This is a genomic window from Enterobacter sp. HG048, from assembly GCF_024702055.1.
Classification (GTDB): Bacteria; Pseudomonadota; Gammaproteobacteria; order Enterobacterales; family Enterobacteriaceae; genus Enterobacter; species Enterobacter dykesii.
This window is the reverse complement of the sequence record NZ_JANLIZ010000009.1, coordinates 112,809-138,539: the sequence shown is the minus strand read 5'-3', so window position 1 is coordinate 138,539 and position 25,731 is coordinate 112,809. Positions and strand designations below refer to the sequence as shown.

Genomic DNA, 25,731 nt, shown 5'->3' with positions numbered 1-25,731 from the left:
GCGAGAACTTTGTGGTCAGGTACTTTTTAAGTATAGGGAATATGCGGCACAATGAAAGCTGTCCTTAAAGACAGGTAATAATAGTTTCAGGTGTTTTTATCAGGAACAAGAGAATGAATTCTGTCATTGAATTTTTTTTGCACGGCTACGATGATTTACCACCAGCATTAGCGCGCGAACTCTACCGGCTGAGAAGAAAAACCTTTCGGGACCGGCTCGACTGGAAAGTGGAATGCGTCGAAGGCCTGGAAAAAGATCGCTTTGATTCCCATAACACGACATACCTGCTGGGTATGTATGATGGACAGCTGTTATGCGGCGCGCGATTTATTAATTCGACGAAGCCGACAATGATAAGCGAAATCTTTCACAATTATTTCGATAATCCTATTGTTTTTCCAGCAGATGTTCCCTGCTGTGAAGTGAGCCGTTTATTTTTAGATAAAGAAACACGAGACTCTGCAAGTCTGCAAGGCGTGCCTGCCAGTAAAGCGTTGTTTCTTGCGATGAATATGTATTGCATAAAGAATAAATATCATGGGATGTACGCAGTAGCCAGTCGTGGCATGTATGCCATATTTCGCCATGCAAACTGGAAAGTTGACGTTATTCAGCGCGGTGTCTCTGAAAAAGGGGAGGTTATTTATTATATTTATATGCCTGCCAACACCAACATTATTGAAGACATTATTAGCAAAGACAAATCCAGCCACTGGCTTAGCGAAATGCTGGAGCATTTACGCTACTTATAGCCAGTGACTGAGGCTCAGTCGTCCAGTAACCGTAGTTCTGTTCCGAGTTTTATTGCGTGTCTGGCATTATTCACACCGAGCTTTTTCATTACATTTCCCATATGGAACTTAACGGTGCGTTCAGCAATAGATAAAATAACAGAAATTTCTGCGTAGGTTTTCCCGGCGCTGACCCATTTAAGGATTTGTCGCTCACGTGGCGACAGAAAAACATTCTTTTTCTGTTGATGCTGGCTATACAGATTGAGTGTCTTCTGATGCAATTGAACAAGGAAGCTTAGAAATTGTGGCCGATATCTTTCTATATCAATCCCAGAATGCTTTGGACTGATGACGGATAATACAACAAGATTATTCAGATAGTCATGCAGAGGGAAAGTCTGCCCCTGGTAAATATCATACTGGACGCTTTCGTTGAAAATGCGCGTCAGGTTATAACCATCCGACAGGACGACATCACTTTCCCAAAAAAAATCTTCAACACAGCGCAAAGCCCGAATGATAACAGGGTCAATGAACTGATATTTCCTGTCGAGGTAGATATCAAACCACTCGGGGCTGTTATTGATTATCCGCATCTGTGAAGGATCTTTCTTGTTCATAATGGCGTAGGCGAAGACGATCCCTTTGAAATCCTCAAAAAACGCGTCCAGCTCACTCTGAATTAGCGTATTGATCGCTATGTCGTTGTAATATGTATCCTTCACGTGAGTTGCTTGCCTCCTGTTCGAGTGGAGGAGCAAGTATAATATGCTTCGTTATCTGTAGCGAGTCGCATTTTAATCCAGCCAACAGATAAGACAGGCTACCTCAACTGGTAGCCTGGCGAACGTGTGGCATTTCTAATGGTAAACGCAGATGACTCAGCGAATTTTTGAAGATTTTGTCAAATCCCGAATCGTTCACTAAATATAGTAGGCTGCAAAATTTAGGAGGTTTTCCGCTTTACATTCGAGTATTGGACAAGCGTACCGACCCAGATTCAAATCAGGATTTTAACCCGCAGGCTACATAATGCCTTTAAGAGCAATATGATAAAGCAGCATGATGGTTTTACCGTCGACAATCTTGCCTGTTTCAATGCCGCGTAATGCCTCTTCAAGCGTCATTTCCAGCACGTCGATATCTTCTCCCTCAGCCTTGATCCCGCCGCCTGCGCCGGTTCTGTCTTTTGGCTGATACTCGGCAAGATAAAAATAGAGTTTTTCCGTGACGGAGCCCGGGCTCATATAGGCTTCAAAGATTTTCTGCACGCTCGAAACGTGAAATCCTGTCTCTTCTTCCGCTTCTGCTTTTATGCGGCTTTCGGGATCCATGTTGTCCAGCAGTCCCGCCGCGGCTTCAATTAAATCGTCCTCATGCCCGTTGATAAAGACAGGGAAACGGAACTGGCGCGTCAGGATCACCGTCTTTTTCTCACGGTTGTAGAGAAGAATAGTCGCGCCGTTGCCACGGTCATAGACCTCCCGTTGCTGCCGCTGCCATTCACCATCACGGCGCTGCAGGTCGAAGGTGTATTTTTTTAGGTTGTACCAGTTATCGGACAGGGTTTCACTGTCAATGATGCGCACATCTGCACGTTTTGATTGCACGTTTGTTCCTCCTTACGTAGAGTAATTATCATAAACAGCATTATCGTGCACTTTCAAGATAAAGCATGCAACATCAGGAATTCATGATGCTCACCAGTCAGCGAAAACAATTAATCCTCGAAAAGCTCGGCGCCGAAGGTCAGGTCCAGTCAAAAGCACTCAGCATGCTCTTTGACGTCTCTGAAGACACCATTCGACGTGATTTACGCGAGCTGGCGGCAGAAGGGCGTTTACAGCGGGTTCACGGCGGCGCGCTACCGTCATCTTCTGCTATTGCGCCATTTGCCGAACGGCAATCCGTGAAGATGGATGCAAAAAAGAGGATCGCCCGGAAAGGGGCTCAGTTGATTTCATCAGGGCAGGTGGTGATCGTTGACGGCGGCACGACAACCTCGGAGCTGATTACGTTTTTCCCTCCTGACCTGCGCATTACGGTGGTTACGCACAGCCCGAGCATCGCCCTGAGGCTCGTGAATCATCCTTCCATCGAGGTGATTCTGATCGGCGGCCGCTTGTATAAGCACTCCATTGTTGCGGTCGGCGCTGCGGCCATCGAAGGCATCGAGAATATTCATGCAGATCTGTTCTTTATGGGCGTGACTGGGATCCATCCTGATGCGGGGCTGACAACCGGCGATTTCGAAGAAGCGTGCATCAAACGTGCATTTTCCGGCAGAGCCGCGGAGACGGTCGTCCTGGCTTCTCCGGAAAAGGTCAACACAGCGTCTTCGTTTGTGATTGGCGATGTGTCATCGGTGAACACCATCGTCGTTGAAGACAATACCGATCGGGACTGGATCCGCGCGGTATCTGAAAAAGGGGTCTCCGTCGTGTTGACCTCAGAGAGTGACTGAAGAAGCCTTGAGCTACACGCGCTTCTTCATTTTTTACATTGATTCACTTAGCTACAACGCCGAACGCTTTCGTCCAACGAACGTCCAGCGCAGGTAGTCGTAAAGCCAGTTAAACAGCATCGTATAGGGCAGGAAAAACAGCACCAGGCCAATCTCAACAAAAAATGCCTCCGTCACGGTCAGGTTCAGCATAACCATTGCCACAGGGATTAAGGAGATGATAAGTCCCGTTTCAAAACCAACCGCATGGATTGCGCGAACGAGAAATGTGCGTTGAAACTGATGTTTTTTCTGCAGGGAATCAAAGAGCTTATTAAAAATAAAATTCCAGACCGTTGCGGTAAGTGCAGATATCACGGACAACGAGCCTGACTGAAGTACCGACACGTTCATCAGCCAGGCGAGTGACAGCGCGATGATAACGTTGGCCGTCACTTCAAAAATGACAGCGTGGAAAACTCTCTCTTTAACACTTTTATTTAATTCAATTTCCATTTGCTTACAACAGCGTTTATAAAAAGCTGAAGTATATCAGACATTTTTCAACTCTTTCTGAACGTGCAGGTTATGTTGAGGCTATTAGCATCCAGGAAAACGATGCCCATAAAATGCCAGATTTCTTCTGGTTCCATATTGGTGCGCATAATGTATATTATGTTAAATTTAATCTGTGGTATGTAGACCACTAACGGCCATACAACCCAATATCCTTCCCTCGTCCTCCCGTCAGATGAGCGCTAAAATTTCTCGCATCTAAAGCGCATATCCTCTGGCCACAGTGCGTTGCTTTGCATACATATCTCTTTCGCTTTTTCGCTGTGTTGCGCCCTGTAGATCATCATCAGGCTGAAGTTGACATCGGGATTATTGTGAACCTTCCGATAGTGCTCGGCCCAGGACTGGAAGCGAGTTAATAAATCAGGATCTCTGGTCAAATTGAACCGCAGCAGCAGAGCTACGTGGCGGTCAAAATCCAGCCTGTCATGTTGACTCCAGGGATTAGGTAATGTTCCGACAGCTGCGCTTTCATCCCTGGCCAGCGGTGCAAGCCCATGTTGCTCAATATGGGTCATTTGCACTTCGGTTACGACACCGGTTGCCATAAATATCAAAACGGCACTCGCGGCCAAAACGCGTACCATTCTGTTGAACGTCATCACGTTGCCCTGAGCGGCATTTTTCACCGGCGTCGCTGTTGGGCCGTTAATTCCCAGCAGTATGACAAGAGCCAGACCATGCGTGACTGATTGATAGAGCGGATACTCCAGATTCATGTGTAGCGCAATGGGTAATAACATTGCCAGACCAATCCATCGACGCCCTCCCCGACTCCACAGCCTTTTCAGCATGCCGCCGATCATCAGAATCACACCCGCGACGGCAACGATTCCCCCTTCCATCCAGGTATAAAGAAGTTCATTGTGCGGATATAGCAAGGTGGTGTCTCTCAGACCAGGAGGATTGTGCTGTGTCATCTGACCAAACAGAGCTTCGAAACTGCCGTATCCATTGCCGACGATGGGATGATTTTGAATAAGCTGCCAGGTCAGTTGCAGGATATACCAGCGCTGACTGTTCGATCCGCTTTTGTCGGCTAATCCCGGTATAAAACCAGGAAATAACCGTGGGCCAACATGAAGCGCGACAAGCCCCAGAATGATACCTGCTAACATCAGCAACAGAGAAAAATAACCGCGGCTACGGTGCGTTTTGTATGCGGCGACCAGTACGATCAGGCTCCCCAGGATAGCGCCAAGATAACCCGCCCGGCTTTGCAACAACACCAGCATGGCCGGTAGCATAACCAGTGACAGGGAACAGAAACGCGTTACCCACTTCTGACGCGCCGTTGTGTTAAGCCACAGGGCACAAACCGTGCCGGTGGCTAAAAACGATGCCAGAACGTTCACCTGCTGGAAGCTGCCGTACGGGCGTCCGCCGGGCAGTTTCGCCATATCAGTCAATTGGTACAGACAGAAAATGGTCTGTAAAAAAGCCGACATCACCAGAATCATCAGCCAGTGGCGTCTGGTGATGAGGTTGACAGGCGTCTTAAGCAGTTCAAGCCAGACGATGAGCAGCCCCCACAGTGCCATCACTTTCGTCGCGGCATTCCACTGCCAGGCTGAAGACGGCGACCATAACAGCGGCAGAGACCAAAGAATGGCACCCGTTATAATCAGTTGAGTGCCAGCCGGATAACTGAATTTTACCCGGCGACCGGTCAGTGAGCACCACAACACCATGAGCGCCATCGCGCACCAGGCCAGAAGGTTTTGGGGTAACGCCAGTCCGGAGCCCCCCTGATTCGGTAATACCCAGAGCAGACCACAGCATATCCAGACGCCAGCAATAAAGAGTATACCGCGCCCGGGAAAATAATAATTGCACTTTATATTTAACATGAATGTATTCATAAATATCGGGACGAAAAATCATTTCCGTCCCGTTAAAGGTAAGCAGAATTATTTGGGGATTACTGTTGAGTCATTACCATGACTGCGCTGGCCGTAAACGCCCCGGTGGGAATATCCTTCACTGCCACCGCTGAGTCACGAATTGCCTGAAAACCCAGATCGACCGTATTCGATCCACTTTTTAAGTTAATTGTGGCTTTGCTGGTTGGGGTTACGGCGGCGTTGTTATAAATAATCGCCGTGCCTACCCCATTCGCCGAGGTTTTTACTGCCTGCGTGCTGCCAATGGTAATCGCCGTATAGGTGATATTCATCGAGACGGTGACGTCTCCGCCTGTGCAACTCACCGGGATCTTGATGTGCTTGGCGGTGCCTGAGCTTGGTGTGGTGGGTAGCGTGGCGCGATCCAGTGAACCTAACGACACACTTAATGCGTTACCGCTGTTAATGGTACAGGAGGTGTCGACCTGAGGCGTAGGTGGCAAAGGTGGCGAAGAATTAATTTTACAGAGTTGATATCCTAAATCAAGGGTATAGATTTTTCCGTCTGGCGCTTTAAGCAAATTACAGGCAAGACCACCACTATATTCGTGAAAATAATATACACTATAGCCAGGCCTCATATCCTGGCTATTTAGCGGCTTAGATGCATCGAGATAAGTTAAGGTTGAAGAAAATAATTGGTAACCAAGCGAACCATTATAATAAACCTCCCCGATACCAAGGGAGTAATAACCTGAAACGGGAGGGTAAACAGTCTTACTCAATGTAATCGAGCACTGACCTAAAGCAAATGTATATAAATCGTTATACGATGGAGGTATAGTGGTAGGAGCACATATTCCATTGAAGGTACCACCTAATATCGTAGCCATAGACTTTCCCTGCCCCGTAATAATGATTATCGCGAAAAGCAGGATATTGATCGTCATCTTCATATTACGTTTAAATCGTTTAAAAATAGTCACGCTGTTATCTCTTAATTAGGGGTAAGCCAGCACAAAGGTTGTCACCGCAGAAAAATTGCCAGGTGTGATTTTCTCCTGACGCAGAGCGGTCGGCTCCCCCCGGACATACGCCATCAGGGTTACGCTGTTATCTCCGCTGGTCAGCACGTGTTCCGGCGTCTGTGTATTAAAGGGTACGGCGATCCCGTTCTGCGTTTCCATACCGATAGCAATACCTGCTGCTTCTCCCGTCACCGCTAAAAACCCGGGTAATTCCGAACTTTCTGTACCTTTGAAGGTAATCGTCGCTTTGCTGGCTATCGACAAATCACAGTCCGTCAGGGTAATGGTAAACGGCACCCCTTTTGAGCGGGCATAGGCATACATATCCGGCTCCATGATCATGTCGAAATCGACGTTCAGATCGGTGGTCAGCGGATCCAGCCCGCAGGGTGCACTGGTCAGCGTGCCGCTAAAATGCAGATTGTCTTCGAGAGCCAGCGCCGGCCTGGCAGGCAGACCGGCCAGGAGAATGAGCGCAACCGCGCCCAAGCAAGTTATCTTCATTCTGTGACTGTTCATTTTGTGCCTCAGAAATAATCAGCGGTTAGGGTGGCAGTGGCGGAAAATGTCTGTTCGCTCAATACTTTTGCCGGATCCTTCACCGGTACCGCGCTCAGCACCAGGGATTGCAGGCCGCCAAGCGTCGTCTTCAGAGGCTGGTTGAGTTTCATCGGCACGCCGTTAGCCTGAATCTGGATACCCAGCCCGTCAGCAGAGGTCGTAACGGCGGCGTCATCGAAAATTTCGGCCACCCCGCTCACCTGAATATTGAGCGCGGAATCATCCGGCGCGCCGTGGCAGTCAACGGTATAAGGAATGTCCTTTTTATTGTCGATGCCGTTTACTTTACCCACGCTGATGCTGCCAAACGATACATCTATCACCTCATCGCCCGAAACCGTACAGGGCGTGGTAATGATAAATGTGCCTTTAAAATTGACAGACATCTGATCGCCAACCTGCGCGGCCTGCGGCGTCCCGGTCAGCAGCAAGCCAGATAAGGTGACAATGTGGAATATTCTCTTCATAACTGTCTGTTCAATTAAACGAAAGTTGCAATGTGGCAGAAGCCGTGAACGTATCGCCATTTGTCACCTGTTTGCTGTTCGTTGTGCTGATTTGTACTAACTCTGCCTCAAGCGTGGGTGGCTTGCTTTGGTCGATGGTGAACCACTTCCCCGACGCCTGCGGAGCGCCATTTACTAACAGTTCGACGCCAAGCATACCTTTGTCTATCTCAATCACATCGGTTCCGTTATAAGCTTTATAGCTTCCTGATAGACTAGCCAATTGCATTTGCAAGAGTCCGGCAGTGTCACCAGTACAGGTAAATGCGCTGGTAATCGATTTACGGTAATTCCCATCCAGCGTCATGGTGTCCGTCCCTTCCGGGAGCAATTTCACATCACCAAAGTCGACCGTCAGGCTGTCGCCCTGATTAAACTGACAAGAACCGTTTGCCACCAGGGTGCCATCGATATTGATGTTTAATGAGTAGGTGTCGCCTTTATTTGCCTGGCTTACCATCGGGGCCAGCAGCACCAGCGCGAGGAGCGGTGTACGGACAAGGCGTTTAAACGTCATCACGCGTGAATTAGTCATAACTGATTCCGAAATCAACTGAGGCGCGAAATTCTCCCGCAATCAGCGGGGCGATGGTACGAACAGGGATAACGGTATAGGTCAGTTCATCACTGCCCGTCGTCACAAACTGCGGTTTGCCGCGAGTGCCGGGAATTACGATTCTGCCGTTACTGTCTAGGATGCGAAGGCCGACGCCAGACATCCCGGCGATCAGTAATAACGTCGGATCGTCAGGATCCGTCGCGCCGACGAAACTGACTGTGACCACCGGTTGGGTTTCATCCCATGACGATGGCCCTATTCGACCACTACGTTGCAGGCCACCGGTGCTTTCGCAGCCCAGAAGACGAAATACGATCTGTGTCGGTTTACCGGTATCGCCCGGGCGTTTCATCGCCCCTAGCGCCGAGTTATCCATTACCACATCCTGCAGTTTTGAACGCATGCTGATCAGGCAACTTCCGTTACGCAGAACGCCGTGAACGTGCAACTGTCCATTCTCACCCTGAACATTCCAGTCATCGACAGCCAGAGCATTACTCGCCACGCTGCCGCTCAGGAGCAGACTCAACGCACACGTGCGCGAGTAGCGGTAAAATGCTTTTCCGTTCACAGGTCTTTCTCCTTAGCCCGCGTTAACATGGTCCACTGAACAGGTATTCCCTGCACAGTTAAAAACAAGTTTCGGCCGGCCACCGTAATCATTCACGGAGGTCAGTACCGGATGTGAGCCCAGTGAAGCCGCGGTTATGCCCAGTGCAATGCTTTCTTTAGGCGCGATCATTACAGGTTTAAAACTCTCAATATCACCGCCCTTCTCTGACGTCGCTGCTGCGACAATCGTCAGGTAGTAAGGCGTGGGATTGGTTAACTGGAATCCTTCACCCTGACGAGTTAAGGTGAGTTTTTTCGCGGCCTCGTTCTCCATCCCGTTTTGTAACTGCAACGCTTCCGGGCGGTAAAAGAGTTTGACGCGGGTTTGTAACGCGAGCTGAAGCGTATTGGGTTTAGAACTCTTCGGCGGAATTTCGCGTACGTTAAAATAGAACAGCGATTCTCTGTCCTGCGGTAACGCCTGGGCGTTATTACCCTGAATTTTTACCTGACCTTTGGCGCCGGGCTCAACGCGTTGTACTGGCGGTAATGCCATAAACGGCGTCTCGGTTTTATTGCCGTTGCTGTCCTCAATCCAGGACTGCGCCAGATACGGCAAGGATTTATTTTGATTCGTTACGGTGACACTCATTGATTTCTGATTGCCGCTATAAATCACCCGGGTGCGATCAAGCGCAATGGCCGCATTCACCTGCTGTGCGACTAACGCCAGTGCGAGTACACCCAGCGTTAAACCGATTTTTTTTTGTACAAAACGCATAACTCACTCTCTGATTTACAAAATGATGATGAAGAACCTGCCTGGCCCTCTACGCCGCTTAGCGTAAGTGGCAAGGCAACAACAGATTTTTGATTGTTTCCGGCAGCGATGATGGCAATTCGATGTAACATTGCACGTCGTTGCCCCAGTACACGTCCATGCGCTCTCCAGGACGCATACCTGAAAGCCAGACGCTGCCATTTTCGGCGACAATCCCTGTTGTCATGTTGTCTCCATTGCGTACTTCTGCGCCAAACGGCGGTTCGCTGCCGTCAGCCAGTTTGATCACCGCCATGCCCTTCTGTCCGGCAAGAATGCCAAAGGTACGGTAGCCAATCGCGCCTTCCGTTAACGTGTCCTGCACAACTGAACGAGTGGCATCGACGTTTTCCGGCAGGCTGTCCAGATCAACACTCACGTTGCTTCGGTAGTAGCTGCTAACATCCGCAACGACCGCCTTACCGAAGGCATTGGTACGAACAATCCCCGCCATGCCCTGCACGGGAACATCTGCCACCCCTGCCGTATCAACGAGCATTCGGGTTCCGCCTGCCGAATTGGTTCTGTGCAGCGCCGCACCTTTGGCGGTAGCGGTAACGCCTCCTTGTAGCGAAAGACCTGCGGCGCTGGATTTGCTGCCGGTATAGCTGGCATTGGCGGTCACACTTGCGCTATCGCCATCATGGGTAAAGTACCCGCTCCCGGTACTTCGGCCGTCAGTCGTGCTGCCGGCATTAACCTGGTAATAATTGTTGGCATTGATGCGCTGGTAATAACCCACCGTATTGCTACTGCTGTCTCCGCTGTACTGACTGTTGTAGCTTAATGTTGCGCCGTTGGACCACGGCACAGACAAGCTCAGATAGACGCCATCATCTTTAGAATCGTCATATTCAGTTCTGTAGGCAGACAGTGTCAGGCTGATATTCTTAAACCGACTGACGTCAAAAAAGCTCGATAGCGAAACGTTCCAGGTGTTCGTCGCTTCCCTGTCCCAGTAAGTCTGGTGGCTATAGTTCAGAAACGCGCTCATGTTCTGTTCGCGGAACTGTTTATTCATGGTGATGGTGTACAGTTCTTTATCGCGCCCACCGTTATCGCCGTTGTGATAGCGGCGGTCCAGATACTGAGACATGCTCATAAAGTCACGTTCTGAGAAGCGGTAACCCGCAAAGGTCACCTGGCTGTCAAACTCATCGAAGCGTTTCGAATAGCTGACGCGATAAGATTTACCGCTTAATGTGTCCTGATTAGGAATCGCAGCCCGGGACTGCGTGACGTCAAAGGAAATTGCCCCAAACATCAACAGATCGCGCCCGACCCCTAAGGAGAGCGCGTTATAGTCCCCTGCCAGTAGCGTTCCGCCATATAATGACCAGCCGCTATTCACGCCCCATGATGCTTCGCCAGTGGCAAAATTTGGCCCCTGAGAATGGTGGTCATAATCAGACGGTTTGCCCATCGCTATTTTGTAGCGCACTAGCCCCGGTCGCGTCAGATAGGGAATGGAGGCGGTGTCGACCTGGAAAGTCTGGGTTGCGCCATCCTGCTCTTCCACTTTGACATCCAGCTTGCCGGATACAGCCGAGTTGAGATCCTGGATACGAAACGGACCTGGCGCGACAGTGGTTTCATAAATCACGCGCCCCTGCTGGCTGATAGTCACTTTGGCGTTCGTCTTCGCGACCCCCACCACTTCCGGCGCATATCCGCGGAGATTGGGCGGCAACTGGTTATCGTCTGTAGACAGGCTGGCGCCGGTAAAACGGAAACTGTCAAACAGTGAGGAATTTAAATAGTCTTCTCCCAGCACCAGTTTTGCCCGCAGTGCGGTGATGGCCCGATAGGTATAAACCCGGCTCCAGTCCCAGCTTTGCTGTTTTTGACTCTCATTTCCGGTATTGCGTATGTATTGCGCTTGCCAGTCACCCCGCAGGCGCCAGGCACCCAAATTCGCGCCAGTCGTGCCGTTACCCGTGACGGAACTGGAACGCTGTTCCTGTTGTTTCGACGACGTTGCATTAACGGTGTAGTCAAACAGTACGCCCGGAATTCCCTCATCCCAGCGAGAAGGCGGATCCCAGTTTTCGGCCGTATACTCAAGGTATGCCTGAGGAATGCTGAGATAGAGAGTACTTGTTCCCAGATCGGCTCTGGCTACCATGCCTTCCAGAGAATGAAGATCCAGACACTGTCCGTTATGCCACCATGAAACACCCTTAACGATGGACTCTTTCAGGCCAATTTGTAAGACATGCTCGGCTGTGAGGCAAACTTCGCTCCCTTTCGGATCGTCTTCAGGCGGGAAATACTCTACCGTCTGATCCGGTATGTCGGTTTTATTGACCTTTAGCGTAAGTTGATACTTACCGGGCATTAAATAACCCGCCCGGGAAAACTGGCTCAAATCAACATTGTTCCGCTCTTTAATGTCGAGTACATCAGTGTTAAATTCGACATTCTCTTCAGCGTGAACGCCTTTGACTGCAAGAAACGCAAGAAATACACCAATCGCTACAGGGTGTAACTTGCCCAGAAAGATGGTTTTATTGACTTTTTTCATTTTCAAAAGTAATCAACTTTGAAGCGTATCGTGGCCGTATACTCACCCACTTTCAGGCGGTCGCGATTACTCATAAGACGCAACTGGTATTTAAGAATTTGTGAACCGTTGCTCAATGTACCCGGAGGGAGCGCTTTCCCAGGTTGCGCCACATTTCCGGCGTCATCCGTAATTTCAATCCCTACGCCTGAGGCGCCGTCCACGGAAAAAAGTCCATCTAAAGATGGACCATCAAAAGTCGTCTGGAAATGGGATGACAGGGTTTGCGCATCCTTATTTATATGCAGATTGCAATTGACCAGCGTTAACGAAAAGGGATTTTTATTTCCACGGCCGTTGTGAATAATTTCACCCACGGTCGTGGTCATCATTTCAATGCTTTGCTCACGATCCGCGGTGGCGATAGCGCATGGGGTATCAATTATACTTCCCTGCATATTGACAATACCGTGGCCTTGATCGGCCAGCGCATGGCGGGGATTATTTGCCGCCGCTATGCAGGGTATCAATATACAGGGAAATATAATCACCCGAAGTCCAGATAATACAATCATTAAAATACGCTCTGGTTTCATGAAAAAAGTGCCAGTGATTAAGACAGTTGACTAATCACCAGCACAACAACAAGGTTAATTACTTGCGTAATAAGTCATGCCGGGATTATGGGTAATCCAGAGCGAAGCTTGCAATGGCCTGGAATTTACCTGGGACGATTGTCGCAGACGCGCCATCACCCTTCAGGAAAGCAGCAAACGTCAGGTCGTTATCACCATTCAGCAGTGCCTGCGCCGGAGAAGCCTGGCCCAGTTTAATCGGCGTACCGGTGTCCGTGGTAATCTCAACAGAAGCGCCTTTCGCGGTGCCCTGAATACCGAGCAGATCCGGGTTAGCTGCAGATGCGGTGCCAGAGAACGTGGTGGTCACTGATTTCTTGGTTTCGGTATTACACTGTTGCAGTTTGATAGCGAAAACCTGAGGAATAGAGGTACCGCCATCTTCCAGCGCCAGGTTAGAGATCTGACCCAAATCAACGGTTTGATCAGCACTGTCCGGTGTAATGGAGCAAGGCGCATCAATAATAGAACCCGTAAACGTTACGGTACCATGTCCCTGATCTTTTGCATTCGCATTTGCGATCATAGCACCAGCTATCATCGCAATCGCGAGAGCGATTTTCTTTGCCTTCATATAAGAACTCTCTTCAATAAGATATTGCCCATTTGGGTTCATTGCTTTCTCAGTTTTTCTGACAAGAGCAATGTGTATATATTCTTTCCTTTCGAGGGGTTTGCTTCAACAACAACACAGTGTCAAATGAGACTAAAAAAGAGTATTTAATGGCAAGATATGCAGGCTTGACGGGTCTCAATCCATTTCTTTTCTCAGGCCGCTGATTTCTGGAGAGAAAAAAGGAATTGATGTTATTTCAGGTATAGGGGAATTGCTGTGAGTTATCAATATTAGTGTTTAATGTAATAACAAGCAATACGTAGGCCTGCTGACGAATCGCTGAATAATCCCGCCATTACGCGAGGGCGGTAACCTTATTACCCCGGAGGCGATATCCTTAATCTCGCCTCGTCCAGATGGCTGCGCAATGCCGCAAGACATTGCGCATATGAATAGCTTATTTATCAGGTATTACCCACCTCTCCTCTTTACTAACGGCCGTCGTCGTTCTCTTCCTGCGCAACCAGATTAATTTATACGCCGCCGGAATAATAAACAGCGATAACAGCGGCGCCGTGATCATCCCGCCGATCATGGGCGCCGCTATCCGGCTCATGACTTCTGACCCGGCACCGGTACCCCACAGAATGGGCAGCAGACCGGCAACGATCACCGCGACGGTCATTGCCTTTGGCCGCACGCGCAGCACGGCGCCATGATAAAGCGCCTCATCCAGCCCCTGTTCGGTGAACGTGTCCCGATGGGACAACGCCGGATGCGCTTCAACGGCATGGCGCAAATACATCAGCATGACCACCCCAAATTCTGCTGCCACCCCGGCCAGAGCGATAAAACCGGTGCCGGTTGCCACAGACATATGGAAGCCCTGCCAGTAGAGGAACCATATCCCACCGACCAGGGCGAACGGCAGACTCATCAGGATTAACAGCGCTTCATCCACGCGGCGGAACGCCAGATACAGCAGAATAAAGATGATCATTACCGTCATCGGCACCATCAGCTTCAGTTTCTTGTTGGCGTGCTCGAGCAGCTCAAACTGCCCGGAGAATGTGACGCTGGTGCCCGGCCTCAGCTTTACGTTCTGACTGATGGCCGTCTTAATGTCGTTCACCACCGACACCATATCCCTGCCGCGAGCATCGATATAAATCCAGCTCGCAGGCCGGGCATTCTCCGTTTTCAGCATCGTGGGGCCGGAAACCACGTTGATATTCGCAACATCGCCCAGCGTGATCTGCTGTTTCATCGGCGTCAGGATCGGCATCTGCTTCAACGCGTTCGGGCTGTTCCGGTAGTCCTGAGGATAGCGAATATTAATCGGGTACCGGGCCACGCCTTCCACCGTTTCCCCCACCGTCGCCCCGCCGATAGCCGAGGAGACAAAGAGCTGCACATCACCCACCGTCATCCCATAGCGGGAGGCTTTTTCCCGGTTGATATCGACATCAATGTAGCGCCCGCCCTCAAGGCGTTCAGCCAGGGCAGACACCACGCCCGGCACCGTTTTGGCTACCGCCTCGATGCTCTGCGCCGTGGCGTCGATATCCGACAAAACGGTACCTGACACCTTGATACCAATCGGGCTTTTTATCCCGGTGGAAAGCATATCGATACGGTTACGGATGGGCGGAACCCAGAGGTTCGCCAGGCCGGGCAACCGAACGGTCTTATCGAGCTCGTCAATAATCTTGTCAATCGTCATGCCGGACCGCCACTCATTCTCGGGTTTGAGCTGAATGGTGGTTTCCACCATCTCGAGCGGCGCGGAATCCGTAGCCGTTTCGGCCTTACCCGTCTTGCCGAAAACAGAGGCCACTTCTGGCACGGTTTTGATGAGTTTGTCCGTGGTCTGCAGGAGCGCGGCCGCTTCTGCCGGAGAGACGCCCGGCAACGTTGACGGCATATACAGCAGATCGCCCTCATTAATCTTCGGCAGGAACTCCCCGCCCACCTGGCTCAGGGGCCAGATCACCGTGATGAGGGATAAGGCCGCAACCAGCAGGGTTGTTTTTGGCCAGCGGAGCACCTTAATCAGTAGCGGGTGGTAGGCTTTAATCAGCAGTCTGTTCAGCGGATTGCTGGTCTCCGCGGGAATTTTTCCCCGGATCCAGAACCCCATCAGAATCGGTATGACGATAATGGCCAGCGCGGCCGCGCCCGCCATGGCGTACGTTTTCGTAAAGGCCAACGGGCCGAACAGCCGCCCTTCCTGCCCCTCGAGGGTAAAGATGGGAATGAACGACAAGGTAATGATCAGCAGGCTGATAAACAGCGCGGGGCCAACCTCGACAGAGGCGTTGGTGATCACCGTCCATCGCGTAGCGTTGTCAATCTGCTCTCCCGGATGCTGGCGATCCCACTCCTCCAGCCGTTTGTGGGCGTTTTCAATCATGACGATGGCGGCATCCACCATCGCGCCGACCGCAATGGCAATCCCGCCCAGCGACATGATATTGGCGTTCAGCCCCTGGAAATGCATGACGATAAAGGCAATACACAGGCCAAGCGGCAGAGAGATAATCGCCACCAGCGCGGAGCGGACGTGCCAGAGGAACAGGGCGCAGACGATGGCCACTACAATAAACTCTTCGAGAAGTTTGCCGCTCAGGTTATCAATGGCCCGATCGATGAGCTGGCTGCGATCGTAGGTGGTCACAATCTCAACGCCTTCCGGCAGGCTGGCCTTCAGCGTCTCCAGCTTATCTTTCACCGCCGTGATGACCTCGCGCGCGTTTTTGCCCGAACGCAGGATCACCACGCCGCCCGCAACTTCCCCCTGCCCGTTCAGCTCGGCAATACCGCGCCGCATTTCCGGCCCCGTTTGTACGCGGGCAACATCGCGAAGGTAAATCGGTACCCCGTTCTCGGCGGTTTTCAGGACGATGTTATTGAAATCGTCCATCGTCTGCAGATAGCCGCTGGCCCGGACCATATACTCCGCTTCCGCCATTTCAACTGACGATCCCCCCGCCTCCTGGTTAGAGTACTCAAGGGCCTGCTTAACCTCCGGCAGGCTAACGCCGTACTGAGCCAGCTTTAACGGATTGACCTGGATCTGATACTGCTTCACCACGCCGCCGACGGAGGCCACTTCGGCCACGTTCGGGATTGTTTTCAGCTCAAATTTAAGGAACCAGTCCTGCAATGAGCGCAACTCAGCGAGATCGTGTTTTCCGCTGCGATCCACCAGCGCATACTCAAATATCCAGCCCACGCCCGTGGCATCAGGACCAATTTCAGAGCTCACGCCAGCAGGCAGCTTGCCCTGAACCTGGTTCAGATACTCCAGTACGCGCGAACGGGCCCAGTACAAATCGGTACCGTCTTCAAAAATGACGTACACGTACGAATCGCCAAACTGCGAAAAACCGCGCACGGTCTTTGCGCCGGGAACCGACAGCATGGTGGTCGTGAGTGGATAGGTCACCTGGTTTTCAACAATCTGCGGGGCCTGGCCGGGATAGCTGGTTTTGATAATCACCTGAACGTCAGAGAGATCGGGCAAGGCATCAACTGGCGTATTAATAATCGTCCAGGTGCCCCAGACGCTGAGGAACAGCGCCCCCATCATGACCAGGAAACGGTTGGCGACCGACCGCCGGATAATCCATTCAATCATCATCGTCTCCTTAATGGCCAGAATGCGCGTCGTCAGCGGCTTCAGCGTGGCGCATGCGCTCCAGCGCGCCGGTAATATTGGCCTCCGAGTCAATCAGGAACAGACCGCTGACCACTACCGACTCCCCCTCTTCCAGTCCGCTACCAATGCCGGACTGCTGCTGAGATTCGTGCAGTACGTGGATCCTTTTCGGTACAAAATTCCCGTCCGCATCGACGGTAATCACGCGCTGTTCTTTGCCGGTATCAATAACGGCCTGGGAGGGGATCAGCAGCATTTCCTGGCTTTGAGTATTCAGCTTCAGGTAGGCATTCATGCCCGGTTTCAGCAGCTCATCCTTGTTATCGACCTGCAGGCGCACCTGCAGCGTACGGGTGGTTGGGTCCACGCTCGGCAGAAGACTCCATTTTTCAACCGGGAAGGATTTATCCGGATAAGCCGGTATCGAAACAGCAAACTGCGAGGTCTCTTTCAGCAGATAAGCAATAGACTCAGGCACTGCCGCGCCGATCCAGACCGGATCCATCCCCTGAATTTGCGCCACCACCTTATCTTTCGAAATATTCATGCCGGTACGCAGGTCAAAGGCCGTGATCGCTCCGTCGATCGGCGCCCTGATGGTAAATCGGGTCTGGATGGTACGGGTCGCACGCAGCCTCTGAATATCGTCATCCGGCATACCCGCCAGCCGAAGCCGTTCCAGAACCCCTTTGATTTGCGTCGGCGTTCCGCCGGTGCCGGACAACAGCAGAAACTCGCTCTGCGCCTCTACCCAGTCAGGAATGGTTATATCAATGAGCGGCGTGCCTTTCTTCACCTTATCGCCCGTCGTCAGCGGATACACTTTTTCCACAAAGCCTTCCGCGCGCGCCTGCACAATGACAAACTGATAGTCGTTATAGCTGACGTTAGCCGGGATCGTCTGGGCATAGTTCAGCGTTCCGCGCGTCACTTTTTGCGTTTTTAATCCTAAATTCTGGACCTGCGTCGGATCGATACGGATACCGGCACTGCTTTTACTGTCGTTTTCATCCGCATATTTCGGAACCAGATCCATATCCATAAACGGCGATTTGCCGGGCTTATCGAATTTCACGTCTGGCTTCATCGGGTCATACCAGAAAAGCACCTTTCTTTCAGAGACGCTGTTTTCCGTTTTTTCAGATGAATGAAGCGCCTGCCATACCGTCACCGATATCAGCCCTCCCGCAATCAGGCTGCTGACTATCATGGCAGCATATTTTATTTTTAATGAGGCCATGCCGCGTCTCGCTATTTAATGCTCTTGAGTAAAGAGAGATTGCCCTGCTGAACAAACGAGAAATTCACGTGGCTGCCGACTTTTAAAGAATTAATACTCTCGTCAGCCTGAATAAAGGTAAAACGCATGGTCATCGCGGGCCAGCCAATTTCCGGGATAGCTTCATGGGAAATCGTGACTTTTTTATTCATCAGATCAATGTCCTTCACGATACCGGTTCCCGTGATGACCTGCTCTGAGGCCCCTTCGCTGGCAGCACTCATCATCTCGTGCTGATGAACCTCAGCCTGGAGGCCGGCAGAAAACACAATAGAAATCGCACCAAATACAACGGCCTTAAGTGAATTGCGCATGGTTATTTTCCTGTTTAATTAAGTAAGGTTATTCGACCCAACCGCCGCCGAGCGCGGTGAAGAGATTAATTTCATTAACCTGCCGGGCATAAATAAGGTCGAGAATATTTTGCTGGGTAGAGAAAAGAGAACGTTCCGCGTCAAGCACTTCGATATAGCTGACAGCGCCGCTGGAATAAAACCCTCTGGCACGTTGAAGCGTGATGCGGAGCGAATCCAGATACCGCTGTTGCGCAGCAAGCTGCTGGTTAATGCTGTCCCGCAGCGCGAGCGCGTCGGCAACCTGTTTGAAGGCGGACTGAATTTTTTGTTCGTAATTAACCACCGACTGCTGCTGGCGAATTTCGGCCAGCTTCAGGTTGGCCTTATTTCTGCCCGCATTAAAAATGGGAATTTCAATTTTAGGAATAAAGTTCCACATCCCGCTCCCTGGCGTGAACAGGCTGGACAACTCCGTGCTGCCGGTTGAAAGCCCGCTGGTGAGTGATATTGACGGGAAAAAGGCGGCGCGCGCCGCGCCGATATTCGCATCGGCCGCTTTAAGCTGATACTCCGCCTCCATAATATCCGGGCGCTGCAGCAGTATCGCGGAGGAAAGATGAGGAGGCAGTTTAACCGGCGCAACGTCGCTGGCGTTCATGCCGCTGTCGCCCGGCAGCGCGCGATACGTGCCGAGGACCAGCTGCAGGGCATTATTGGCCTGCGCCAGCTCCCCTTCTCGTTTGGCAATCTCTGCCCGCGTGCTTTCGATCTGTCCCCGGGCCTGTTCCAGCGCCAGGACGTTCGTACTGCCCGTCACCAGCTGCTGCTCAACGAACGCATAGGACTGCCGGTAATTGTTCAGCGTATCCCGCGCAATGCGCAGCTGTTTGTACGCCAGCTGCTGGTTGAAATAGCTCTGGGAAACGTTAGAGACGAGCAGGATATGCACCGCGCGACGGGCCTCTTCTCTGGCGAAAAAGTTTTGTCGGTCGGCCTCGCTCATGTTCTTCAGCTTGCCGAAGAAATCGAGCTCATAGCTAAGCGCAAGGCCCGCGTCATACCGCTGCGCGGTGGGTTTGTCACTTTTCAGCCCGCCGCTGTACGTGATGCCCGAGGAGGCATTCAGCTGAGGATAGCGATCCGCGTCCGTCACGTTGAACTGCGCCCGGGCTTCTTCAACCTTCAGGGCGGCCATTTTTAGATCGCGATTGTTCTTCAGGGCCTCCGTAATCAGCCCGGCAACCTGAGGGTCGACGAAGAAGTTGCGCCAGCCGGTGTCCTGATATCCCGCCGCCGCGGGCGTCAGGCCGTTACGGGAGAGCGAAAACTGCCGGGGGACAGGTGCTTCCGGCCGCTGGTACTCCGGAGCCAGCGAGACGCAGCCTGCCAGAATAAATACCGTACTGATGCTTAGTCGTTTTAACAGGAACATAACGGTTCAAATAAAGTCCAGAGTAGTTTTAGGGCTACTCTACGCAACGCATCCTGTTTGACGGGTGACAGGATAATGACAATGTTGTCATTTTTAGCGTAAGTCATTGTTAACGGCGGTACGCTCACTAGAATGTCTTCAGCAGCCAGTCAGGGGAGCACGATGAAAATACTGATCGTCGAAGACGAAATGAAAACCGGTGAGTACCTGAGTAAGGGGCTGACTGAAGCGGGGTTTGTGGTGGACCACGCGGATAATGGCCTGAACGGCTACCATCTCGCCATGACCGCGGAATACGATCTGCTGATTCTGGATATCATGCTGCCCGACGTGAACGGCTGGGACATTGTCCGCATGCTCCGCTCTGCCGGCAAAGGGATGCCCATCCTGTTACTCACGGCCCTTGGGACGATTGAACACCGGGTTAAAGGGCTTGAGCTGGGCGCGGATGACTATCTGATTAAGCCATTCGCTTTTGCCGAACTGCTCGCCAGGGTAAGGACGCTGTTAAGGCGCGGTAATACGGTGATTGCGGAAAGCCAGCTTCAGGTGGCAGATCTGACGGTTGACCTCGTGTCGAGAAAGGTAAGCCGGGCCGGAAGCCGCATCTCGTTAACCAGCAAAGAGTTCAGCCTGCTGGAGTTTTTCATGCGTCATCAGGGAGAGGTGCTTCCCCGCTCCCTGATTGCCTCCCAGGTGTGGGACATGAATTTTGACAGCGACACAAACGCGATTGACGTGGCGGTAAAGCGGCTTCGGGCGAAAATCGATAACGATTTTGAACCGAAGCTGATCCAGACGGTGCGCGGCGTGGGCTATATGCTGGAGGTACCGGATGCGCGTTAAGCCCCTCCGACGCCCGTTCTCGCTTGCCCTGCGGCTGACCTTTTTTATCAGTCTCTCCACGATACTGGCCTTTTTCGCCTTTACCTGGTTCATGCTGCATTCCGTTGAAAAGCACTTTGCGGAGCAGGATATCAGTGACCTTGAGCAGATCAGCACCGCGATGCACCGCATCCTGCAGTCTCCGGTCGATCCTGACCAAAAGAAAATCAGTAAAATCAAAGAGTCGATCGCCAGCTACCGCAACGTGGCCGTCCTGCTCCTGGATCCGCAGGGAAAAACCCTGTTCAGCTCGGCGCAAGGGGCGGCACTGCGCCCTGCGATGAACGCGGCAGACTTTAGCGAACACCGCCGCGCGCAGGATGTGTTTCTCTGGACGGTTGAAGACCCTGCCGAAAACATGCACGCCGGGTCCGACATGAAAATGGAAACGTACCGGATTATCGCCTCTTCAGGCACGGCGACGCTGCAGGGCAAAACGCAGGGTTATGTGATGCTTATCGGGCTCTCGATTAATTTTCATCTGCACTACCTTAAGGCGCTGAAAAGGAATCTCCTGGCGATTGCCGCGGCGATCAGCCTGCTGATTATTCTTGTCATTCGCATCGCGGTTCGTCAGGGCCATTTGCCCCTGCGTAACGTCAGCAACGCCATTAAAAATATCACTTCAGAAAACCTGGATGCTCGGCTGGAGCCGTCCCGCGTGCCTGTTGAGCTGGAACAGCTGGTCATCTCCTTCAACCATATGATCGAAAAGATTGAAGATGTCTTTACCCGTCAGGCTAACTTTTCCGCCGACATCGCGCACGAAATCAGAACCCCCATCACCAACCTGGTGACGCAAACGGAAATCGCGCTGAGCCAGAACCGCTCCCAGAAAGAGCTGGAAGATGTTCTGTACTCCAGCCTTGAAGAGTACAACCGGATGACCCGCATGGTCAGCGACATGCTTTTCCTGGCGCAGGCGGATAATAACCAGCTCATCCCTGACCGGGTGATGTTTGATTTAAGTGCGGAGGTCATAAAAGTCTTCGATTTCTTCGAAGCCTGGGCGGAAGAACGCAACGTTACGCTGAAATTTAGAGGGATGCCTTGTCTGATAGAAGGCGATCCGCAGATGTTCAGAAGAGCAGTGAATAATCTGCTCTCCAACGCCCTGCGCTACACGCCAGCCGGGAAAGCGGTGACGGTCTCCATCAGCAAACAGGATAACGACGTTGAGCTGATGATAGAAAATCCCGGTACGCCGATCCCGCAAGAGCATCTGTCGAAGCTGTTTGACCGCTTTTATCGCGTCGATCCGTCAAGGCAGCGCAAAGGAGAAGGCAGCGGGATCGGGCTTGCCATCGTGAAGTCGATCGTCACGGCGCACCACGGAAAAGTCCGCGTGGAGTCGGATGCGGTATCGACGCGCTTCATCCTCTCCGTGCCGGGAAAAGTGGCCTGAGGCGTCAGCACACGGTCCGACACACTTCCAGTACCTTTTCCCTGAGCCAGCGATGCCCCGGATCCCTTTCCATGCGCGGATGCCACATCTGCGACACCGTAATGGTCCGGGTTTTAAACGGCAGTTCAAAGACGTGTACATGCTCGTTCATCGGCTGATTGAGCAGGTACAGCGCTGGCACCATGGCAATCAAATCGGACGCCAGCGCCACGGATAATGCCGTCGGAAATCCGGGCACTACGCTGGCGATCTTGCGTTTCATCCCCCGTTCCGCCAGCGCGTCATCGACAGCCCCATGCAACGATCCGTTCGGAGAGGCCACCACATGGCCCCACGCGACATAATCGTCAAGGCTGACCTCAGGCTGAAATGACAGCGGATGTCCCTTGCGCACCGCGCCAACAAACCGGTCCTGAAAGAGCCTTTGCAGCCGTATTTCAGGCCCCATATTGTTCTGCACGCCGATCTCCAGATCGACAAGCCCCTCCCGCAAGTAGCGTGACGTTTTTTCCGGTTTCGGTGAGAAGCGGATGCATACCCCGGGCGCAACGCTCGCCACCGCAGCAATTAGCATTGGACCAAACGCCACCACAAAACCGTCGTTGGCCCGGATGGTGAACAGCCGTTCGAGATTTTCCACCTTCAGCGTGTCGGTGGAGGGCTGCAGCACCGCCCTCGCCTCATGTACGGCGCTTCTGGCGCGGTCCCGCGTGGCTTCGGCCCAGGGCGTCAGCACCATATGACGGCCGGCCCGCACGAGAATAGGATCGCCGGTCACCTCTCGCAGCCTGCTCAGGGTGCGGCTCATGGCGGAGGTGCTGAGGTTCAAACGTCGCGCCGCGCCCGCCACGCTGGCTTCTGCCAGCAGAACGTCGAGCGCAACCAGAAGGTTAAAATCAGGATCGGACACGGTGGCTCCTCAGATGTGGCGTTACGTGCAATGATTAAGTGCAAATGCTGCGTCTTCCGCCCTGTATACCGCATGATTATAGTTTCGTCATCACGATTCTTATCCGGAGTAACGACGATGACGCTATTTTCAAACCTGCCCGGCGATGAAGGCTTACCCGGGCATGAACGCGCCCGGGTCATGGCCGCCGTCATGACCACCACGCTGATGGGCGTCTTTGACGGCACCATGATCAACATCGCGCTGCCCTCCATGGCAAGGGCGATGCAGGTTCCCGCGAACGTTGCGGTCTGGTTCGCCAACGGTTACCTGCTGTCAGCGGCAATGACGCTAGCCATCTTCGCGGCGCTGGCGGCGCGCGTGGGCTATCGCCCGGTGTTTCTTGTTGGGCTTGCTACCTTTACGCTCACCTCGCTCGGCTGCGCGCTGGCAACAACGCCGGAAATGTTAACCGGGATGCGAATTCTGCAGGGCATCGGCGGCGCGGCGACCCTGAGTATCGCTCCGGCGATCCTGCGAGCCGTTTTTCCGGGACGGCTGCTGGGCCGCATTCTGGGGCTGCACGCCCTGCTTATCGCCTCCAGCACGGCTATTGCACCGGTACTCGGCGGAACGATACTGGACGCACTGAGCTGGCAGTGGCTGTTCGCCATTAACATTGTTCCGGGAAGCATCGCCCTGCTGCTGGCATGGCGGGCCTTGCCGCGGGAATCGGCCGTTGACCGCACTCCCTTTGACGCGCCGGGCGCCGTGCTCTCCGCCGCGCTGTTAGGTTCAGCGATCATGATGGCCGACAGCCTTCAGAGCGTGACGCGCCCGATTAGCCCGGCGGCCGTATGCTGGGGTGTTCTCACGCTGGTCAGCGCCTTCGCCTTTATCTGGCGGATTCGGCGGGCAAAAAATCCCATACTGCCGCCTGTTATCTTCAAAAACGGGCGCTTTACCCTCGCCGCGCTGACCTCGCTGGCCTCGTTTGTCAGTCAGGGCATCACCTTTGTCGCGCTACCGTTCCTGTTTCAGAGCGTGTATGGCTACAGCCCGGTGGTCTCCGCGCTGCTGTTCACCCCGTGGCCGATTGGCATCGTGCTGATCGCGCCGCACGCGGGGCGCTGGGCAGATACGATTTCCGCGCCGCTGATCTCGACAATCGGGCTGATGATTTTTGTCGGTGGGCTGGTCCTGCTGGCGACGTTGCCGGACAGCCCTTCCGCATGGAATATCTGCCTGCGCAGTCTGGTTTGCGGGATTGGGTTTGGCTGCTTCCAGAGCCCCAATAACCGGGAGATGCTCTCTAACGTGGCGCGGGAATATGCCAGCTATGCCTCCGGCGTGTTGTCTATCGTCAGGACGTTTGGGCAGTGTCTGGGGGCGGCCGTGGTAGGGGTTCTGATGGCCGCAGAGGCAGGATCGGACCCTCAACATGCCGTCCATGTTGCGCTGTGGATAGGCGTCATCGCCTCAATGGCTTCGGTGTTATTCAGCCTGAGCCGGCTGCGCCCTGCGATTCGGGCGTCAGCCTAGAGTGATGCAGCGCTGCGCGTTCGTTTACTCCAGCGCCAACAGCGCAAAGCTCGCCAGCCAGTGCCCGCCGCTATAGTGGCTGCCGACCACATGCCCGACGCTTGCGGCCAGATGTTTCGTCACCGCCTCTCGCAGCGCCGGTTGCACCGGGTGGCTGACAGGAAGCGCTTTCGCAATATGCTTCATGCACCAGGCGCGGCTGAGGTTTAACCCGTCGAGATGGGCGATTTTCGGGTCGGTACGATCGCTCACCTCCGCCGGGTTCATCAGCGCCCCAATTGAGCCAACATCCGGCAGAAACGCGTCAAACCAGGCCGGGAAGTCCTCCGACACTTTGCTCATCAGCAGCGCCTCCGTCAGCGCCCCGGAAATATACTCATCACCGCCGGGCTCGTAGTGGGCCGGATAGCGCGTGTCGGCGAGATAAAACCGCTCCGCCGCCGTGACAATCGCCTGCTCAAGCGCGCTATCTTCTACAGCTCGGGCGTAGTCCAGCCCCAGCGCCAGGGCAAACGCCGTGTTGTAGTGCGTTCCGACGCGGATCGGATAGGTGAGCTTGCCGAGATAATCCACCAGCCTGTCGCGAATATCCTGGGTGAGCGGCTCCAGCGTCTGGTACCAGACCGCAGCCTGCGGCAGCGACGACTGCTTTAGCTCCTGGGCCAGCGCCAGCAGCCAGCCGTAGCCATACGGGCGCTCAAACGAGGCGCGGAAAGGCGCGGTGAAATAGGCCAACTCCTTCGCCACGTTCTCTTCCGTCAGGTGCTCGTCGACAAGCGCGACGATCGCGTCACGGCTCGGCAGTTCCGGATAGAGGCGCACGCAGCGCAGCAGCAGCCAGTAGCCGTGCACCGCAGAATGCCAGTCAAAACAGCCGTAGAAAATGGGGTGCAGCTCGCGCGGCGGCAGAACGTCGCCATCATCATTAAGCAGGTGCATAATGTGGTTCGGGTATTCCTGGCGCAAATAGGTTAAAGGCATGCGGGCAAACGCGTCAGCCTGATGTTGCGTTAATTCCATAACAG

24 protein-coding genes are annotated in these 25,731 nt (G+C 53.0%); 5 read left to right on the top strand and 19 right to left on the bottom strand.

What is annotated here, in order from left to right; all coding sequences use genetic code 11:
• The first annotated feature begins 113 nt into the window (after positions 1-113).
• Positions 114-752 carry an acyl-homoserine-lactone synthase gene (locus tag NUX24_RS12775; protein WP_047653311.1) on the top strand — a complete coding sequence of 213 codons (639 nt, stop codon included), beginning with the start codon at positions 114-116 and terminating at the stop codon, positions 750-752.
• 14 nt (positions 753-766) lie between these two features.
• Here NUX24_RS12775 and NUX24_RS12770 read toward each other — a convergent pair whose 3' ends face one another.
• Positions 767-1,459 carry a LuxR family transcriptional regulator gene (locus NUX24_RS12770; protein ID WP_047653312.1) on the bottom strand — a complete coding sequence of 231 codons (693 nt, stop codon included), beginning with the start codon at positions 1,457-1,459 and terminating at the stop codon, positions 767-769.
• Between the two features lie 300 nt (positions 1,460-1,759).
• Positions 1,760-2,344, bottom strand: coding sequence for an NUDIX domain-containing protein (locus tag NUX24_RS12765; RefSeq protein WP_214575768.1), 585 nt, complete (start codon positions 2,342-2,344; stop codon positions 1,760-1,762).
• An 86-nt stretch (positions 2,345-2,430) separates the two neighbouring features.
• On the opposite strand from NUX24_RS12765, the gene NUX24_RS12760 reads away from it, so the two are divergent.
• Positions 2,431-3,198 (top strand): DeoR/GlpR family DNA-binding transcription regulator, encoded by a 768-nt coding sequence (locus NUX24_RS12760; RefSeq protein WP_257832005.1) that lies wholly within the window; start codon positions 2,431-2,433, stop codon positions 3,196-3,198.
• 51 nt (positions 3,199-3,249) lie between these two features.
• On the opposite strand, the gene NUX24_RS12755 is transcribed toward NUX24_RS12760, so the two are convergent.
• The 15 genes from NUX24_RS12755 to NUX24_RS12685 all read right to left on the bottom strand — a co-directional run bounded on the left by NUX24_RS12755 (position 3,250) and on the right by NUX24_RS12685 (position 19,985).
• Positions 3,250-3,693: a PACE efflux transporter gene (locus tag NUX24_RS12755; protein WP_047653315.1), complete on the bottom strand. Its 444-nt coding sequence runs from the start codon at positions 3,691-3,693 to the stop codon at positions 3,250-3,252.
• A 242-nt stretch (positions 3,694-3,935) separates the two neighbouring features.
• Complete coding sequence (locus NUX24_RS12750; protein ID WP_257831944.1) at positions 3,936-5,615, bottom strand: PglL family O-oligosaccharyltransferase; 1,680 nt, start codon at positions 5,613-5,615, stop codon at positions 3,936-3,938.
• 59 nt (positions 5,616-5,674) lie between these two features.
• Positions 5,675-6,490, bottom strand: coding sequence for a fimbrial protein (locus NUX24_RS12745; protein ID WP_161785600.1), 816 nt, complete (start codon positions 6,488-6,490; stop codon positions 5,675-5,677).
• Positions 6,491-6,598: 108 nt separating this feature from the next.
• Positions 6,599-7,129 (bottom strand): fimbrial protein, encoded by a 531-nt coding sequence (locus tag NUX24_RS12740; RefSeq protein ID WP_047653316.1) that lies wholly within the window; start codon positions 7,127-7,129, stop codon positions 6,599-6,601.
• A gap of 23 nt (positions 7,130-7,152) precedes the next feature.
• Positions 7,153-7,653, bottom strand: coding sequence for a fimbrial protein (locus NUX24_RS12735; protein ID WP_257831941.1), 501 nt, complete (start codon positions 7,651-7,653; stop codon positions 7,153-7,155).
• A 10-nt stretch (positions 7,654-7,663) separates the two neighbouring features.
• Positions 7,664-8,227 (bottom strand): fimbrial protein, encoded by a 564-nt coding sequence (locus NUX24_RS12730; protein WP_257831939.1) that lies wholly within the window; start codon positions 8,225-8,227, stop codon positions 7,664-7,666.
• Entirely contained in the window at positions 8,220-8,822 is a 603-nt protein-coding gene (locus tag NUX24_RS12725; protein ID WP_257831936.1) for a fimbrial protein, read from the bottom strand. The genes NUX24_RS12730 and NUX24_RS12725 overlap by 8 nt, the downstream gene beginning before the upstream one ends.
• Before the next feature lie 12 nt (positions 8,823-8,834).
• Complete coding sequence (locus tag NUX24_RS12720; RefSeq protein ID WP_257831934.1) at positions 8,835-9,584, bottom strand: fimbria/pilus periplasmic chaperone; 750 nt, start codon at positions 9,582-9,584, stop codon at positions 8,835-8,837.
• Positions 9,585-9,642: 58 nt separating this feature from the next.
• Complete coding sequence (locus NUX24_RS12715; RefSeq protein ID WP_257831932.1) at positions 9,643-12,147, bottom strand: outer membrane usher protein; 2,505 nt, start codon at positions 12,145-12,147, stop codon at positions 9,643-9,645.
• Positions 12,148-12,149: 2 nt separating this feature from the next.
• Positions 12,150-12,722 (bottom strand): fimbrial protein, encoded by a 573-nt coding sequence (locus tag NUX24_RS12710; protein WP_257831930.1) that lies wholly within the window; start codon positions 12,720-12,722, stop codon positions 12,150-12,152.
• 85 nt (positions 12,723-12,807) lie between these two features.
• Positions 12,808-13,335, bottom strand: coding sequence for a fimbrial protein (locus NUX24_RS12705; protein WP_047653366.1), 528 nt, complete (start codon positions 13,333-13,335; stop codon positions 12,808-12,810).
• A gap of 439 nt (positions 13,336-13,774) precedes the next feature.
• Positions 13,775-16,957 carry a Cu(+)/Ag(+) efflux RND transporter permease subunit SilA gene (gene silA / locus NUX24_RS12700; RefSeq protein WP_257832003.1) on the bottom strand — a complete coding sequence of 1,061 codons (3,183 nt, stop codon included), beginning with the start codon at positions 16,955-16,957 and terminating at the stop codon, positions 13,775-13,777.
• A 10-nt stretch (positions 16,958-16,967) separates the two neighbouring features.
• Positions 16,968-18,218, bottom strand: coding sequence for an efflux RND transporter periplasmic adaptor subunit (locus tag NUX24_RS12695; RefSeq protein WP_257831928.1), 1,251 nt, complete (start codon positions 18,216-18,218; stop codon positions 16,968-16,970).
• Positions 18,219-18,229: 11 nt separating this feature from the next.
• Positions 18,230-18,571 carry a cation efflux system protein CusF gene (cusF, locus tag NUX24_RS12690; RefSeq protein WP_257831924.1) on the bottom strand — a complete coding sequence of 114 codons (342 nt, stop codon included), beginning with the start codon at positions 18,569-18,571 and terminating at the stop codon, positions 18,230-18,232.
• A 28-nt stretch (positions 18,572-18,599) separates the two neighbouring features.
• A complete protein-coding gene (locus NUX24_RS12685; protein WP_257831922.1) occupies positions 18,600-19,985 on the bottom strand; it encodes an efflux transporter outer membrane subunit in 1,386 nt (461 codons plus the stop codon).
• A gap of 162 nt (positions 19,986-20,147) precedes the next feature.
• Between NUX24_RS12685 and NUX24_RS12680 the strand changes: the two genes are divergently transcribed.
• Both NUX24_RS12680 and NUX24_RS12675 read left to right on the top strand, forming a co-directional pair.
• Positions 20,148-20,831 carry a copper/silver response regulator transcription factor gene (locus NUX24_RS12680; protein WP_029741284.1) on the top strand — a complete coding sequence of 228 codons (684 nt, stop codon included), beginning with the start codon at positions 20,148-20,150 and terminating at the stop codon, positions 20,829-20,831.
• The gene (locus NUX24_RS12675) at positions 20,821-22,275 is read left to right on the top strand and encodes a Cu(+)/Ag(+) sensor histidine kinase (RefSeq protein WP_257831918.1); all 1,455 of its coding nucleotides are present in this window, start codon (positions 20,821-20,823) and stop codon (positions 22,273-22,275) included. Before NUX24_RS12680 ends, NUX24_RS12675 begins: the two co-directional genes overlap by 11 nt.
• A gap of 4 nt (positions 22,276-22,279) precedes the next feature.
• Here NUX24_RS12675 and NUX24_RS12670 read toward each other — a convergent pair whose 3' ends face one another.
• Positions 22,280-23,185: a LysR family transcriptional regulator gene (locus NUX24_RS12670; protein WP_257831916.1), complete on the bottom strand. Its 906-nt coding sequence runs from the start codon at positions 23,183-23,185 to the stop codon at positions 22,280-22,282.
• Between the two features lie 117 nt (positions 23,186-23,302).
• On the opposite strand from NUX24_RS12670, the gene NUX24_RS12665 reads away from it, so the two are divergent.
• Positions 23,303-24,706 (top strand): MFS transporter, encoded by a 1,404-nt coding sequence (locus NUX24_RS12665; protein ID WP_257831914.1) that lies wholly within the window; start codon positions 23,303-23,305, stop codon positions 24,704-24,706.
• A gap of 24 nt (positions 24,707-24,730) precedes the next feature.
• On the opposite strand, the gene NUX24_RS12660 is transcribed toward NUX24_RS12665, so the two are convergent.
• Positions 24,731-25,726: a DUF2891 domain-containing protein gene (locus tag NUX24_RS12660; RefSeq protein WP_257831912.1), complete on the bottom strand. Its 996-nt coding sequence runs from the start codon at positions 25,724-25,726 to the stop codon at positions 24,731-24,733.
• Positions 25,727-25,731: the final 5 nt, after the last annotated feature.